Below are 15,043 nucleotides of genomic sequence, written 5' to 3' on the forward strand. Positions count from 1 at the left end.
TAAAGGAACGTGCGGCAGGGTGGGGCACCCGCTTCGAGCGCGAGGATCTGCACGCTTGCCCGTGAAAGGCTTCCCCTCCCCCACGACCGTCGCCACGCGCCTCGTGTGGCCGATGGCAGCGCTGATCCTCTTGATCCTGCTGCTCTCGGGCAGCGTGTTCTGGTGGATGAGCCGCACGCTCGACCAGGCGGCCATGCAGGACGAGCGCGCCCGCGTGACCCTCGCGCTGAACGATCTGCGCCAGCACACCCTCGAACATGTGCGCACCTTCGCGACGACGGTGGGCGAGGACAAGGTGAGCCATCGCCCGGTCGACCCGGTCGGCACGGCGGCCATTCTCACCTCCGAGAGCAAGGGCCTCACCCGGCAATGGGCCATCTTCCTGCTCGACACGGATAATTCCGTGCTCTTCGGCAGCGTCGGCGGGCGAGTGGCCGGCCAGCAGGAGTTCGATGCGCGGCGCGTGATCTTCGACGCCGTCGCCCGTGACGTGCGCCAGAAGGAGATCAGCGAGCTGCCGCTCCACGCCGGCACGGCCGTGACGAGCGGCGCGACCCGCATCGTCCACGACGGTTGGGGCGCCTATGTGGTGGCCGCGACGACGATCAGCAACGAAAGTCCGCACATCGTCGTCGGCGCCAGCGAGCTCGACGCGCGCGCCCTGTCGGAGATCGCCGGCCCGCTCGGCCTTCAGGAGCTGCGCCTGGCGGCGAACGACGGGCAGCACCACGACGGCGCCATCGCCGTCGACGACGCCACGGACCGAGGTCCCGCCTTCCTCGTCTGGCAATCGTCCCTGCCGAGCGCCCTCATCAACAGCCAGGCGCTGACGGCGATCGGCGCCATCGCGCTGCTGACGCTGGCCTTTGCCGCCGGCATCCTGCTGCACGTCCGCGGCCAGCTGATCGAGCTCAGCCGGCGCCAGGAGCAGGTGCAGCGGCTCGCCGGCCACGATTCCCTCTCCGGCCTGCCCAACCGCCTGCTCTTCGGCATGCGGCTCGACCAGGAGCTCGCACGCATCAAGCGCTCCGACGAGGGCCTCGCCGTGATGTTCCTCGACCTCGACCGGTTCAAGGACGTCAACGACGCCTACGGCCACGAGGCGGGGGACATGCTCATCCGCATCGTGGCGCGGCGCCTGTCCAACCTCCTGCGCGGCGCCGACACGCTCGCCCGCTTCGGCGGCGACGAATTCGCCATCATCCAGACGGACGTCAAGGACCCGCGCGATGCGGAAGCGCTGGCGCGGCGCATTCTCGACGCCCTGACCATGCCCTGCGAGGTGCCCGGCGGCTCCGTCACCATCGGCGTGTCGATCGGCGTGGCCCTGAGCCCCCGCAACGGGACCGAGCGCGAGACGCTGATGCGGCTCGCCGACACGGCGCTCTACCAGGCCAAGAACGGCGGCCGCAACCGCTACAGTTTCTTCGAGCGCCAGATGGACGAGGCGCTGCGCCTGCGCAAGGTGGTGGAGGACGACCTGCGCGCGGCCATCCTCGCCGACGAGCTCGAGCTGCACTACCAGCCCCAGTACAAGGCGAACGGCGAGGAGATCGTCGGCGTCGAGGCCCTGGTGCGCTGGCCGCATCCCCAGCACGGCATGATCCCGCCGCAGCAGTTCATCGCCATCGCGGAGGAGCGCGGCCTCATCATCCCGCTCGGCGAATGGGTGTTGCGCAAGGCCTGCGAGGACGCCAAGCGCTGGCCGGGCCTGCGCATCGCCGTCAACGTCTCGCCCATCCAGTTCCGTCAGCGCGACTTCGTCTCCAGCGTCATGAACATCATCGAGACGGCGGACATCGACCCGACGCGCGTCGAGCTGGAGGTCACCGAAGGCGTCGTCATGGACGATGCGGACGCTGCCGAGGACGCGATGATGGAGCTGAGGGCGCGCGGCGTACGCCTCGCCCTCGACGATTTCGGCACCGGCTATTCGAGCTTGATCTATCTGCGCCGCTTCGCCTTCGACAAGATCAAGATCGACCGCTCCTTCCTCGAGAGCATGGAGACGACGGGGGAATCGGCCATCCTCGTGCACTCCGTCGTCCATCTCGGCCGCGCGCTCGGCCTCACCGTGACGGCGGAAGGGGTGGAGACGAGCGAGCAGCACCGCTTCCTGCAGGCGCTCGGCTGCCACGAACTGCAGGGCTACCTGTTCTCGAGGCCCGTCCCGGCCGATGCGATCGACCGGCTGCTCGGCATCGAGCCCGACAAGGGCCGCACCGGCGCCGTCGCCTGAGGGCGCGGCGGCCCTCGCCTGCCGGACGTCAGGCGTAGCCGACGAGCGCGGCGATGCCGCTGACGATCGCGACGATGAAGCCGAGGCTGAGGCCGATGCCGAAGACGCCTGCGGTCATGCCGAGAATGATGACGAGACCGTCACGCTCGACGAGACCGAGCCCGATGAGGCAGGCCGCGAGGCCGAGCGGTATCTGGCCGATGAACGGGGCCGAGACGAGCAGCCCGAGCGCCACGACGAGCAGGATGAGCCCCATCGCCCGCATGCCGGGCTGCGTGGCGAAGAACTGCAGGCGCGGCCGCGACATGCGCTCCAGCCGGCGCAGGACGGGCATGGCCCGTTCGACCGCTCGAGAAACATCGGCCCGCGCGACGGACTTGCGCAGCAGCCGGCGCGGCAGCCACGGCGCCTGCCGGCCGAGCGCCATCTGCAGCGCCACGAAGGCGAGCACGAAGCCGCAGATGAGCGGGATCGGCGGCGGCATCGGCAGGCAGTTCGGCAGGCCGAGCACCACGACGAGCAGCGCGAAGGCCTGCTGGCGCAATGTCTGCAGGATCTCGTCGACAGTCAGGTATTCGCCCTCGCCGACCGTGAGTGCATTGAGGACGGCGGAGGTACGGGGCAGCGTCGACACGAGGTAGGACCGGGCCTCAGTTTGTGAGGCCGCATTCCTATCTCACTGCCGCCCCCGGCCAAGGGGGCCCGAGAAGGGGGCGCGGCCCGCAGGCATGCGGTCCGCGCAGCCGCCCTCCTCCTCAGTGCAGGCTCACCATGCCGTCCACGAGCTTGAGCTCGGCCGGCTTGATGAGCCGGCTGTGGGCGACGGTCACCGAATGGAGCGGCCCCTCCAGCTTCTTCTGCCAGAACTCCAGGAACCGGTGCAGCTCCGGAAAGCGCGGCGCCATGTCGTATTCCTGCCAGATGTAGGTCTGCAGCAGGCGCGGGTGATCGGGCATGCGGTAAAGGATGGTCGCGGTGGTCAGGCCATAACCGGCCACCTGCTTCACGAAGTCGCTCGAAACCATGGCTCCTCCTTCGTCGCAAAGGACCTGAATGGTGGACGATGGCAGCATCCACTTTCAAGCATAATTCGTGAATTATACGTTTAGTTCCAATGCGTTAGCAGCAGTCATGACGGACTGCTGACAGCCGGGCGCCAGTGCGTTGGCACTCTCATGACGAGACTGCCAAAATTTTGCATTATGGCCCTTGCGGGCCTGCGTCTGCGCACCTATCTCGCCCATGCGCCGGGCGGCTGCCATCCGGGGCCGTCGGGCGACATCGATAAATGAATCAGCCATTTCAGGAGGTTCGCGATGAAGTTCCGTCCGCTGCACGACCGCGTGGTCGTTCGTCGCCTCGACAGCGAGGAGAAAACCAAGGGCGGCATCATCATTCCCGACACGGCCAAGGAAAAGCCGCAGGAGGGGGAGGTCGTCGCCGTCGGTCCCGGCGCGCGCGACGACAACGGCAAGATCGTCGCCCCGGATGTTAAGGTCGGCGATCGCGTGCTGTTCGGCAAATGGTCGGGCACCGAGGTGAAGATCGACGGCCAGGATCTCCTCATCATGAAGGAGAGCGACATCATGGGCGTGATCGAGAGCACCGCGCAGAGCAGGAAGGCCGCCTGAACGGGGCCCTTCCGGCAAGAACCCATCTGATGCCTGAAGTCATGTCTATCAGGGAGTGACGATTATGGCTGCCAAGGACGTAAAATTTTCGGCTGACGCGCGCGAGAAGATGCTGCGCGGCGTGGACATTCTCGCCAATGCGGTGAAGGTGACGCTGGGCCCGAAGGGCCGCAACGTGGTCATCGAGAAGTCGTTCGGCGCTCCGCGCATCACCAAGGACGGCGTGACGGTCGCCAAGGAAATCGAGCTTGAGGACAAGTTCGAGAACATGGGCGCGCAGATGGTGCGCGAGGTCGCCTCGAAGACGAGCGACATCGCCGGCGACGGCACCACGACGGCCACCGTCCTCGCCCAGGCGATCGTGAAGGAAGGCGCCAAGTCGGTCGCCGCCGGCATGAACCCGATGGACCTCAAGCGCGGCATCGACATGGCGGTGGAGGCCATCGTCGCCGACCTCAGGAAGAACGCCCGCAAGATCTCGAGCAACGACGAGATCGCCCAGGTCGGCACCATCTCGGCCAACGGCGACACGGAGATCGGCCGCTTCCTTGCCGAGGCGATGCAGAAGGTCGGCAATGAGGGCGTCATCACGGTCGAGGAGGCCAAGAGCCTCGCCACCGAACTCGACGTCGTCGAGGGCATGCAGTTCGACCGCGGCTATCTCTCGCCCTATTTCGTCACCAACGCCGAGAAGATGCGCGCGGAGCTGGAGGATCCCTACATCCTCATCCACGAGAAGAAGCTCTCCTCGCTCAACGAGCTGCTCCCGGTCCTCGAAGCCGTCGTCCAGTCCACCAAGCCGCTCTTGATCGTGGCCGAGGACGTCGAGGGCGAGGCGCTCGCCACGCTCGTCGTCAACAAGCTGCGCGGCGGCCTCAAGGTCGCGGCCGTCAAGGCGCCGGGCTTCGGCGACCGCCGCAAGGCCATGCTGCAGGATATCGCCATCCTGACGGGCGGCACGGCCATCTCCGAGGATCTCGGCATCAAGCTCGAGAACGTCACCCTCAACATGCTCGGCCGGGCCAAGAAGGTGGTGATCGAGAAGGAGAACACCACCATCGTCGACGGTGCCGGCTCGAGGGCCGACATCGAGGCCCGCGTGCAGCAGATCAAGGCGCAGATCGAGGAGACCACCTCGGACTACGACCGTGAGAAGCTGCAGGAGCGTCTCGCCAAGCTGGCGGGCGGCGTGGCCGTCATCCGCGTCGGCGGCGCCACCGAGGTCGAGGTCAAGGAGAAGAAGGACCGCGTCGACGACGCCATGCACGCCACCAAGGCCGCGGTCGAGGAAGGCGTCCTGCCCGGCGGCGGCGTGGCACTGCTGCGCTCGGTCAAGGCGCTCGACGGTCTGACGCCGGCCAATGACGACCAGCGCACCGGCATCGAGATCGTCCGCCGGGCGATCCAGGCCCCTGCCCGCCAGATCGCCGTCAACGCCGGCGAGGACGGCTCGCTCATCGTCGGCAAGGTGCTGGAGAAGGACGACTACGCCTTCGGCTTCGATGCCCAGGGCGGCGAATACGGCGACATGTTCAAGAAGGGAATCATCGACCCCGCCAAGGTGGTGCGCACGGCCCTGCAGGACGCGGCCTCCGTCGCCGCCCTGCTGATCACGACCGAGGCCATGGTCGCCGAGAAGCCGAAGAAGGAAGCGGCCGCGCCCGCCATGCCGGGCGGCGGCGGCATGGGCGGCATGGACTTCTGAGGAAGTCCATCCGCCCACGTTGCAAAAAGTGCTTCGGCCGACTTGGTCGGCCGAAGTGGCGGCATGGACTTCTGAGGAGGTCCATCCGCCCACGTTGCAAAAAGTGCTTCGGCCGACCTGGTCGGCCGAAGTGGCGGCATGGACTTCCAAGGACGTCCATCCGCCCAAGTTGCGAATGGTGCTTCGGGAAGGCGCGGGACTTCGGCTCCCGCGCCTTTTCTTTGCCCGCGCGCCTCCGTTCACTTTTGCATTGCCGCAAGGCAGGGCTTGCAGCGTCCATCTGCTCAGCGCCCGCAAGGTGAGCTATTGTCGCACCCGTCGGCGTCGCGTTTTCCGACAGAATCGGACGAACAGAAAGGAACCACACATGGGATCGTTGAACGCGCTCGGGCTGCTTTTGGCACGCGTGCTGCTGGCAGTCCTCTACATTCCGGCGGGGTTCAACAAGATCACCGGTTACGCCGGCACCGCGGGATACATGGAATCGGCCGGCGTGCCGGGCATTCTTCTCCCGCTCGTCATCCTCATCGAACTCGGCGGCGGCCTTCTGCTGCTCATCGGCTGGCAGACGCGTCTCGTCGCGCTCGCGCTGGCCGGCTTCACGGCTTTGTCCGCCCTCCTCTTCCACCAGTTCTGGGTCGATCCCGCCCAGATGATCAATTTCTGGAAGAACGTCGCGATCACCGGCGGCCTGCTTGCCATCGCCTCGGCCGGCGCCGGCCGCATCTCGGTCGACGGCCGCGCCGCCTGACCGCAAATACGTGAATGCAAAAAGGCGCGGGACCTGTCCCGCGCCTTTTCCGTTTCGAGAAAGTCTGGTCAGTTGACCGTGAAGCGGCCGAGGTTGAGGAACACCGTCTCGCCCGAGGCGCCGTCCACGCCGTCGTTGTCGGTGATGATGAAGGCGTCGCCCGCCGCATCGACCGCGAAGCTCTCGATCTTGTCGAGCACATAACCCCTGGCCGACGCGAGATCCGGCACGAGATCGCGCAGCTTGCGCTTCTCGACCACGGGCGCATCCTTCTCGCCGACCGCCGCCGGCGTCAGCCCCTTGACGGAGAAGGCCTGCAGCGCCTTGGCGGCCTTGTCGCCGAACTGGTTGTCGCGCTCGATGACGACGAAGGTGTCGTTGCCGACATAGGTGAGTTCCGACAGGCCCATCCAGCCCTTCGGCGCGGCATCGAGCGGGTAGCGCAGGACACCCCACGCCTTCGTCGCCGGCTTGTAGGTGAGGATCTTCACGAAGCCCTTGGGATCGTCCTTCCACTCGCGCTGCACGGCGACATAGACCGTCTCCTCGGCGCCTTCGCCGACGACCGCGACACCCTCGAAGCCGAACCGCGTGGCGGCCGCGGCGAGCGTCTCCGGCAGCGCCACCTCCTCGACGACCGCGCCCTCGGCATCGACGCGCACGAGGCTGCTGTGCGTGGGAGCGTCCTTCTTCTCGGGGTTGCCCTCGGACGCGAGCCAGAACCCGCCGGCGGCACGCCAGGCGATGCCCTCGAGGTCGAGCCCCTTGGCCGGCGCCCCGTCGCGCGTCACCGTGATGGCGCGCGTGATCACCGCCGGCTTCTTCGCAGCGTCGATCTCGAGGATGCGCGCCTCGGCATAGGCGCTGTCCGTCACGGCAAAGAGCTTGCCCGGCTGCGCGCCGTCCGCCGCGAGGCCCGACAGCGCGCCCCAGGCGATCGGCAGGCCCTTCGTGTCGTCGGCAGAGGCGATCATCGGATAGACCGGCGCCCCCTCGCCGCGTTCGTAGATCATGACCGTCGCCCGCGGACCGCCGTCCTCGACGAGGTCGGTCTCGTTCGCCGTGACGAAGAGGTTGCGCTGCGGGATGGCGAGCAGCCCCTCGGGGCCGATGCCCGACGGCAGCACCTGCAGGAACTGCGGCGCCTGCCCCGGCCCGGCGTCGCGATAGACCGCGACGAAGGACGACCGCTCGGTGCCGACGAAGATCAGCGTCTCGTCGCCGTAGCGCGCGACCTCGATGCCCTCGGGCTCGACGCCCTTCTTGTCGGCGCGCTTCTCGGGGAAGTGGCCGATGCGCATGGCGAGATGCTCGAGCGCATTGCCGCTGTCGTATTCCACCGTGCCGTCCTTGCGGAAGATGGTGAAGCCGCGCGAGCCGCCTTCGTAGTCACCCTCGTTGGCGGTGACGAAGCGCTCGTCGTCGATCCACTTCACCGCGTCGGGCTCGCGCTTCGCGTTCTCAAGCCGGCCGGTGGCGGCGATGATCTTGTCGCGCTTGGTGTCGATCGCCTCGAGCGTCACGGCGCCGGCCGGGAAGTGCCCGACGACCTTCGCCGTCGCGAGATCGACAACGGCGATGTGGTTGTTCTCTTGCAGGGTGACGACCACCTCGTTGCGGCCGTTGACGGCGACGAACTCGGGCTCCGGATCCTCCGGCGCCACCGCGGCAAGGCCGGTGAGGTCAACCGTCTTCTTGCCCGCGCAGTCGACCGCCCCGCCCTTCACCGGCAGGATGGTGAGATTGCCGGCCGGCAGCTGGGGCAGCTTGCCCTTGTTCAGCTCCTCGTCGCGCTCGTTCTCGATGGCGATGGCGAGGAAGGCCTTGTCCGGGCTCGCCGCGATCGAATCCGGCTGGCCGCCAAGGGCGCAGGTCGCCTCGATGCTTTTCGCAGCGAGGTCGACGACGGCGAGGACGCCGTCCGGCTCCTTGTAGGACTTCGACGTGTTGACGGCGACGAAGGCCTTGCCGCCGATCACCGTCACCGAGGTGGGCTCGCCGCCAACGGGCAGGAAACCGGCCGCCTTGGGCTGGCGCGGATCGGTGATGTCGACGAAGCCGACGGCGTTCTGCGGCGAGTCGGTATAGACGAGCAGGTCGCCGTCCTCGGAGGCGGCGATGATCTCGGCCACCGTCTCCTTCTGCGCATCGCGGTCCGCCGGCAGGTTGGCGACGACCGGGAAGGTGGCGATGCGGTTGAAGCTCTGCTCGGCCAGGGCAGCCGCGCTCGTGCCGGCCATCAGGACGGCGGCAAGAGCCGTGAGAAACATCTGTCGGCGCATGTTGTCCTCGATTGAAGCGCTCGGGTGTAAGGCACCGCAATGCACTTCTTTTCGATGACACTCGCGTGACAGGTCCGGCTACCTGCCGTCCGTCGCCGCCAATCCGGCCAGCGCCTCGGGCGTGTCGATGTCGATGGCGACGGCGGGATCGTCCATCGCCACACTCATGACATCACTGCGGCCCGCAAACAGCCGGCGCGCGCCCTCATCGCCGTTGAGCTGCATCACGTCGGCGAAGAGCCGCCGCGCGAGCAGCACCGGATTGCCGGGCTGCCCCTGCCAGGTAGGTGCCACGGCGGCGACCTGCGGCGCCTCCGCGAAGAGGGCGATCAGCCTGTCGATGGCGGCGGCGCCGACGCGCGGCATGTCGCCGAGCAGCACGACGGCCGCCTGCGCCCCATCCGGCACCGCCGCAAGGCCACGACGCAGCGAAGAGGCGATGCCGCTCGCGTGGTCAGCGTTGCGCACGACCGTGACGCCCTGCGGCAGCACGGCTTCGACTTCGTCGGCCTCGTGCCCCGTCACCACGATGACCGGGCGGGCGCGCGAGGAGAGCGCGGCGGCGACGGCATGCGCCACCATCGGCTCGCCATCGACCGGGCACAGCAGCTTGTTCGCCGCGCCCATGCGGGTGGAGCGGCCGGCCGCGAGCACGATGGCCGCCACAAGGCTCATGCGCCGTTGTCCTCGGGCTGCGGCTCGCCGCCCTCGCGCGGCTGCGGCCGCGAGACGATCTCCATCAGGAGGCCGCCAACGCCGAGCCGCATGATGTCGGCGGAGGTGACGGAGAGGCCGGCGAGCAGGCGGTGGAGCACCCAGTCGAAGCCGTTCTCCTTCGGCGAGCGGGCGCAGCCCGGTGCGCCGAGGACGGGCTTGCCGGCGAGCCGGCCGACGAGCAGCAGGTTGCCGGGATCGACCGGCATGCCGAGATGGTCGACCATCCCGCCGGCACCGGTGATCGCCGCCGGCACCACGTCGCGCCGGTCGGCGACGGCCGAGGCGCCGAAGACGATGACCATGTCGATGTCCGGCCGCCCGGCGACAGCGGCCACTGTCTCGCGCAGCGCCGCCTCGTCATGCGCCACGCGCTCGTCCGATGCGACGACGGCCCCGGTGGGCGCCAGCCGCGCGGCGAGGACGCGCAGCGTCTTGTCGATGACGCTCTCCTTGAGCCCCGGCAGGCGCGTGGAGATGACGCCGACGGCGGTCAGCCGATAGGGCAGCACCTTGAGGATCGGCGCGATGTGGCGCGCGGCGGCCTCGGCCCGCTCCAGGAGGTTGCCGGAAATCGCATAGGGAATGATCTTGACCGTCGCCAGCATCTCGCCCGCCACCACGGGCTTGAAGGCGGGCAGCGTCGCCAGCGTCACCTCCTCGCTGACCGCATTGATGGCATCGACCCCCTCGGCCTCGACGACGAAGACGCCCGGCCATTCGGCGAAGAGGTTGGACCGGCCGGTGAAGGGATGCTCGACACGCACCCCCTCCCCGGCGACCACGCAGGCGAGCCTGTGGGCCGCCTCGTCCTCGCCGACGTCACCGGGCTCCATCATCGCGACCGTCAGGGACGAAACGCCGGCGGCCGCGAGGCGCTGCGCGTCCTCCCGCGTCAGGCGATGCCCCTTGCGGATCACGACATCGCCGGCACGCACGCTGTGGGCGGCGACGGCACCGACCGCCTCGGCGACGGGAAGCGGGCCGAACCTCATGCCCCGTCCCCCTGCCTGAGGCTCGCCACCACCTCGGCGAGGATGGCGAGCGCGATCTCCGCCGGGCTGACAGCGCCGATGGACAGGCCGATGGGGGCGTGGATGCGCCCGATGTCGGCGGGGGTGAACCCGGCCTCTGTCAGCCGCTCGACACGCCGGGCATGCGTCTTCCGCGAGCCGAGCGCGCCGATGTAGAAGCAGTCGCTGCGCAGCGCGGCCGACAGCGCCGGGTCGTCGATCTTCGGATCATGCGTCAGGGCGACGAAGGCCGTGTAGCGGTCGAGCCCGATCCGGAGCAGGGCTTCGTCAGGCCATTCCGGCACGAGACGGACATTGGGGAAGCGCTCCGGCGTCGCGAAGGCGGTGCGCGGATCGATGATCACCGCATCGAGCCCGAGCTGGCGCGCCATCGGCACCATCGCCTGGCTGATGTGCACGGCGCCGGTGATGACGAGGCGGATGGGCGGCGCCTGCACCGTCAGGAACAGACGGCGCCCTCCACTCTCCACCATGCCGCTCTTGCCCGAGCGCAGCTGCGCGAGGAGGAGCGGCGCCAGCGGATCCTCGCCGAGCGCCGCCTCGACCACCAGCCGCTGCTCGCCGCTGTCGAGGTCGCTCACCAGCACGCAGGCGCGCCGCGCGGCGCGTTCCGCGTTCATCGCCGCCAGTATGTCGAGCTTCATGCCGTCCGCCCTTCAGCCCCTCAACTCTTGTCCGTCGCCAGCTTGACGCCGAGCCCGACCAGCAGCGAACCGCCCGCGATCCGCGTCAGCCTTTCGCCCCAGCCGCCCCGCCCGAGGCGCCGCATCACCGCCGAGGCCGTCAGCACGACCGCGATATCCGCCGAGGAGAAGGCGAAATTGACGATCGTGCCGAGGATGAGCAGCTGCTGCCAGACCGGCAGCCCCGCCCCGGCATCGACGAACTGCGGCAGGAAGGCGAGGAAGAACAGCGCCGCCTTGGGGTTGAGCACCTCCACCATGACGCTTTCGGCAAAGGCCCGGCGGGCCGATTTCGGTGCCGCCGCCTCCGACGCCCCGGCGTCTGCCTTCTGCAGGATCATCCTGAGGCCGAGCCAGACGAGATAGGCGGCGCCGAGCACCTTGATGACCGTGAAGGCGACGGGCACGAGCGCGAGCAGCGCCGACAGGCCGAAGGCCGCCGCCAGCACATGCGCATAGCAGCCGAGATGGATGCCGAGCGCCGCCATGAAGCCGGCGCGCCGGCCGCGCGCGAAGGTCTGCGCCGCGGCATAGAGCATCGCCGGCCCCGGCATATAGGCGAAGACCGCGGTCGCTGCGGCAAAGGCGATGAGTGTTTCGATCGGCGGCATGTTCCCTTCCCCTGCTGCCAGCCCGTCAATCGAGCGGTTCGAGATACACCCTGATGCGCCCGCCACAGGACAGGCCCACCTTCCAGGCCGTCTCGTCGGCGACGCCGAATTCCAGCATGCGCGGGCTGCCCTCGTCGATGACCTCGAGCGCCTCGGTCACCACCGCGCCCTCGACGCAGCCGCCGGAGACGGAGCCGAGGAAATTGCCCTCCCCGTCGATGACGAGATGGCTGCCGACCGGCCGCGGCGCCGAGCCCCAGGTCTCGACCACCGTGGCGATGGCGACCTCGCGGCCCTCGTGCTTCCACTTCTCCGCCTGTTTCAGGATGTCTTCCTCGTTCGCGAACATCGGTTCGTCCCTTTCCGGCGGCCTCAGGCCGCCGCCAGCCAGCGCCGCGGATCCTCCGCCCGGCGCGCCGGCCCGGCGAGCGCCGCGCACAGCTCTTCCATGGCGGCAAGATTATGCAGCGTCCTGAAATCGTCCACATGCGGCAGCATGGCCCTGATGCCGCGCGCCCGCGCCTCGAACCCGTCGAAGCGCAGGAGCGGGTTGAGCCACACCAGCCGGCGGCAGGAGCGGTGCAGGCGGTCCATCTCGAAGGGGAGATCGTCGGCCACGTCACGTTCCAGCCCGTCGGTGAACAGGAGAACGACCGCGCCCTGCCCCAGCACGCGCCGCGACCAGTGCCGGTTGAAGGCCGCGAGCGAGGTGGCGATGCGCGTGCCGCCCTCCCAGTCGCGCACCAGCGCGCCGGCCCGCGCCAGCGCCTCGTCCGGGTCGCGCGCCTTGAGCTCGCGCGTGATGTTGGTGAGCCGCGTGCCGAAGACGAAGCTCGTCACCCGCCGGCGGCTCTCGGTGAGCGCATGCAGGAAATGCAGGAAGATGCGGCTGTACTCGGCCATCGAGCCCGAGATGTCGACCAGCGCCACCACCGGCGGGTGCTTCTCGGCCCGCTCGCGCACGGCGAGCTCGATGAGGCCGCCGCCGGCCCGCAAGGTGCGGCGCAGGCTCCGGCGCGCATCGATGCGGCTGCCATGCGGATCGGCGATATAGCGGCGCGTCTTCACCCGGTCGGCCGGCAGGCGCAGCCTGGCGATGAGTTGGCGGGCGCGGGCGATCTCGGCCGCGCTCATCTGGGCGAAGTCCTTGGCCCGCAGCACCTCGCGATCGGAGACGGTGAGACGGGCGGAGAACTCGACCTCCTCGCGCACCTCTTCGGGCGGGCGGACCGGCGGGGCCATGGCATCGGCGATACGCGCCGCGCCCGGCGGCGGCTTGTCCTCGGCCGGGCTTCCCGGCGCGATGGGGCTCATCATGGCGATGAGCTTCTCGACGAGGGCCCGCCGGCGCCAGAACAGGCGGAAGGCCTGGTCGAAGAGCGCGCTGTGCTCGTGCTTCTTCACGAAGACGGCATGCAGGATCCAGTAGAAGTCATCCCGCCCGCCGATGCCGGCGGCGGCGACGGCCTGCACGGCGTCCACGACGCTGCCCGACCCGACCGGCAGACCGGCGGCGCGCAGTGCCCGGGCGAAATAGGCAATGTTCTCGGTGAGCTTGCCGTCCATGGCGGCATCGATCCCCTGCATCCCGGTACCATATAGGCTCTCGTGCTGCGATGCACGAGCCGCCGCCGGCCGCCCGCCCCTCGACTCAAGGGAAGGTGATCGTCGCTTTCCTGGCGAAGCGCCGGCTACTCCGCCGCCCTCAGGTCGGCGTGCACGGCATCGAGCATCTCCTTGACCTTCGAGCCCTGCAGCTTCTGGATGTCGTCCTGGTATTTCAGCAGCACGCCGAGGGTGTCGGACACGATGGCCGGATCGAGCGCCACGGCGTCGAGCTCGACGAGCGCCGTCGCCCAGTCGAGCGTCTCGGCGACGCCCGGCACCTTGAACACCTCCTCGCGCCGGAGCGCCTGCACGAAGGCCACCACCTCCTTCGACAGGCGGGCCGGCGCCTGCGGCACCTTGGCCTTGAGGATGGCGAGCTCGCGCACCGCCGTCGGATAGTCGACCCAGTGGTAGAGGCAGCGCCGCTTCAGGGCGTCGTGGATCTCACGCGTGCGGTTGGAGGTGATGACGACGATGGGCGGGCGCTCCGCCCGGATGGTGCCGAGCTCCGGCACCGTGACCTGGGAATCCGCCAGCACCTCGAGGAGAAAGGCCTCGAAGGCCTCGTCCGCCCGGTCGAGCTCATCGATGAGGAGCACCGGCGGGCCCGCGGTGTCGCCCTCGAGCGCCTGCAGCAGCGGCCGGCGCAGCAGGTAGCGCTCGGAGAAGATGTCGTGCTCGAGCTGCTCGCGGTCGACGGTGCCCGCCGCCTCGGCGAGGCGGATCGCCATCATCTGCGCCGCATAGCTCCATTCGTAGACGGCGGAGGCGACGTCGAGCCCCTCGTAGCACTGCAGCCGCACCAGCCGGCGGCCGAGCGAGGCCGCGAGCACCTTGGCGATTTCGGTCTTGCCCACGCCCGCCTCACCCTCGAGGAAGAGCGGCCGCTCCATCTTCAGCGCCAGGAACAGCACCGTCGCCAGCGGCCTGTCGCTGACATAGCCGGCCGATTTGAGGAGCTTGACCGTCTCGTCGATGGAGGTGGGGAGCTGAAGGGGCTGGGTCATGCGGTCCTTCGTGAATGGGTGATCGGAGCGCAGGTTACGCACAGCCGCAGAGAGAAGAAAGCCGGAAGCCGCCCGTAATCGCCCACGCGGCTTCCCGCGGCCATGGCCGGACGTGGCCGGACATGGCCGGACATGGCGCACGGCCTCTCCGCCCGTCATGGCCAGCGCGTAGCGCACAACCTCCCCGCCCGTCATGGCCGGGCTTGTCCCGGCCATCCACGTCCTGCAACCGGGTGCCCGCGGCGCGGCGTGGATGCCCGCGACGAGCGCGGGCATGACGGCTGGGGAGCGGCGTGCCGGTGTCATGGCCGGGCGTGGCGCACGGCCTCTCCACCCGTCATGGCCCGGCGTAGCGCATACCCTCCCCGCTTGTCATGGCCGGCATGGCGCAGCCCCTCCCCGTCCGTCATCGCCGGGCGTAGCGCACAACCTCTCCACCGTCATGGCCGGGCTTGTCCCGGCCATCCACGTCCTGCAACCGGGTGCCCGGCGGCGCGGCGTGGATGCCCGCGATGAGCGCGGGCATGACGGCCGGGGAGCGGCGTGCCGATGTCATCGCCGGGCGTGGCGCACGGCCTCTCCGCCCGTCATGGCCCGGCATGGCGCAGCCCCTCCCCGTCCGTCATCGCCGGACATGGCGCATACCCTCCCCGCTTGTCATGGCCGGGCTTGTCCCGGCCATCCACGTCCTGCAACCGGGTGCCCGGCGGCACCGCGTGGATGCCCGCGACGAGCGCGGGCATGACGGCCGAGAAGGCCGGGCATGACAAGAGGAGGG

14 protein-coding genes are annotated in these 15,043 nt (G+C 69.2%); 4 read left to right on the plus strand and 10 right to left on the minus strand.

The window, feature by feature from the left end; translation table 11 throughout:
- Positions 1-61: 61 nt before the first annotated feature.
- Positions 62-2,239 (plus strand): bifunctional diguanylate cyclase/phosphodiesterase, encoded by a 2,178-nt coding sequence (locus AL346_RS00935; protein WP_198301020.1) that lies wholly within the window; start codon positions 62-64, stop codon positions 2,237-2,239.
- Positions 2,240-2,267: 28 nt separating this feature from the next.
- Here the strand turns inward: AL346_RS00935 and AL346_RS00940 are convergent, their stop codons facing one another.
- Together AL346_RS00940 and AL346_RS00945 are read right to left on the minus strand one after the other, a co-directional pair.
- Positions 2,268-2,873 carry an exopolysaccharide biosynthesis protein gene (locus AL346_RS00940; protein ID WP_019401248.1) on the minus strand — a complete coding sequence of 202 codons (606 nt, stop codon included), beginning with the start codon at positions 2,871-2,873 and terminating at the stop codon, positions 2,268-2,270.
- Between the two features lie 121 nt (positions 2,874-2,994).
- Positions 2,995-3,264 (minus strand): usg protein, encoded by a 270-nt coding sequence (locus tag AL346_RS00945; RefSeq protein WP_019401249.1) that lies wholly within the window; start codon positions 3,262-3,264, stop codon positions 2,995-2,997.
- Positions 3,265-3,555: 291 nt separating this feature from the next.
- Between AL346_RS00945 and groES the strand changes: the two genes are divergently transcribed.
- From groES to AL346_RS00960, 3 genes are all read left to right on the plus strand, one after another.
- Complete coding sequence (groES, locus tag AL346_RS00950; protein WP_019401251.1) at positions 3,556-3,870, plus strand: co-chaperone GroES; 315 nt, start codon at positions 3,556-3,558, stop codon at positions 3,868-3,870.
- A 64-nt stretch (positions 3,871-3,934) separates the two neighbouring features.
- Positions 3,935-5,575: a chaperonin GroEL gene (gene groL / locus AL346_RS00955; protein WP_053193130.1), complete on the plus strand. Its 1,641-nt coding sequence runs from the start codon at positions 3,935-3,937 to the stop codon at positions 5,573-5,575.
- 367 nt (positions 5,576-5,942) lie between these two features.
- On the plus strand, positions 5,943-6,326 hold the full coding sequence (locus AL346_RS00960) for a DoxX family protein (RefSeq protein ID WP_019400490.1): 384 nt from the start codon (positions 5,943-5,945) through the stop codon (positions 6,324-6,326).
- 68 nt (positions 6,327-6,394) lie between these two features.
- Here AL346_RS00960 and AL346_RS00965 read toward each other — a convergent pair whose 3' ends face one another.
- The 8 genes from AL346_RS00965 to AL346_RS01000 form a co-directional block, all read right to left on the minus strand.
- The gene (locus AL346_RS00965; RefSeq protein ID WP_026014828.1) at positions 6,395-8,608 is read right to left on the minus strand and encodes an esterase-like activity of phytase family protein; all 2,214 of its coding nucleotides are present in this window, start codon (positions 8,606-8,608) and stop codon (positions 6,395-6,397) included.
- 78 nt (positions 8,609-8,686) lie between these two features.
- Positions 8,687-9,283 (minus strand): NTP transferase domain-containing protein, encoded by a 597-nt coding sequence (locus AL346_RS25500; RefSeq protein WP_019400492.1) that lies wholly within the window; start codon positions 9,281-9,283, stop codon positions 8,687-8,689.
- Complete coding sequence (locus AL346_RS25505) at positions 9,280-10,317, minus strand: molybdopterin-binding protein (protein ID WP_019400493.1); 1,038 nt, start codon at positions 10,315-10,317, stop codon at positions 9,280-9,282. Before AL346_RS25505 ends, AL346_RS25500 begins: the two co-directional genes overlap by 4 nt.
- Positions 10,314-11,000, minus strand: a complete 687-nt coding sequence (locus AL346_RS00980; protein WP_019400494.1) for an XdhC family protein — start codon at positions 10,998-11,000, stop codon at positions 10,314-10,316. The genes AL346_RS25505 and AL346_RS00980 overlap by 4 nt, the downstream gene beginning before the upstream one ends.
- Positions 11,001-11,020: 20 nt before the next feature.
- Positions 11,021-11,650 carry a LysE family translocator gene (locus AL346_RS00985; protein WP_019400495.1) on the minus strand — a complete coding sequence of 210 codons (630 nt, stop codon included), beginning with the start codon at positions 11,648-11,650 and terminating at the stop codon, positions 11,021-11,023.
- Positions 11,651-11,675: 25 nt separating this feature from the next.
- Entirely contained in the window at positions 11,676-11,999 is a 324-nt protein-coding gene (locus AL346_RS00990; protein WP_019400496.1) for an XdhC family protein, read from the minus strand.
- Positions 12,000-12,022: 23 nt separating this feature from the next.
- On the minus strand, positions 12,023-13,237 hold the full coding sequence (locus AL346_RS00995; protein WP_019400497.1) for a VWA domain-containing protein: 1,215 nt from the start codon (positions 13,235-13,237) through the stop codon (positions 12,023-12,025).
- Positions 13,238-13,341: 104 nt separating this feature from the next.
- Positions 13,342-14,265 (minus strand): MoxR family ATPase, encoded by a 924-nt coding sequence (locus AL346_RS01000; RefSeq protein WP_053193132.1) that lies wholly within the window; start codon positions 14,263-14,265, stop codon positions 13,342-13,344.
- Positions 14,266-15,043 lie beyond the last annotated feature (778 nt).

It is taken from the genome of Chelatococcus sp. CO-6, assembly GCF_001271345.1.
In the GTDB taxonomy this organism is placed as follows: Bacteria; Pseudomonadota; Alphaproteobacteria; order Rhizobiales; family Beijerinckiaceae; genus Chelatococcus_A; species Chelatococcus_A caeni.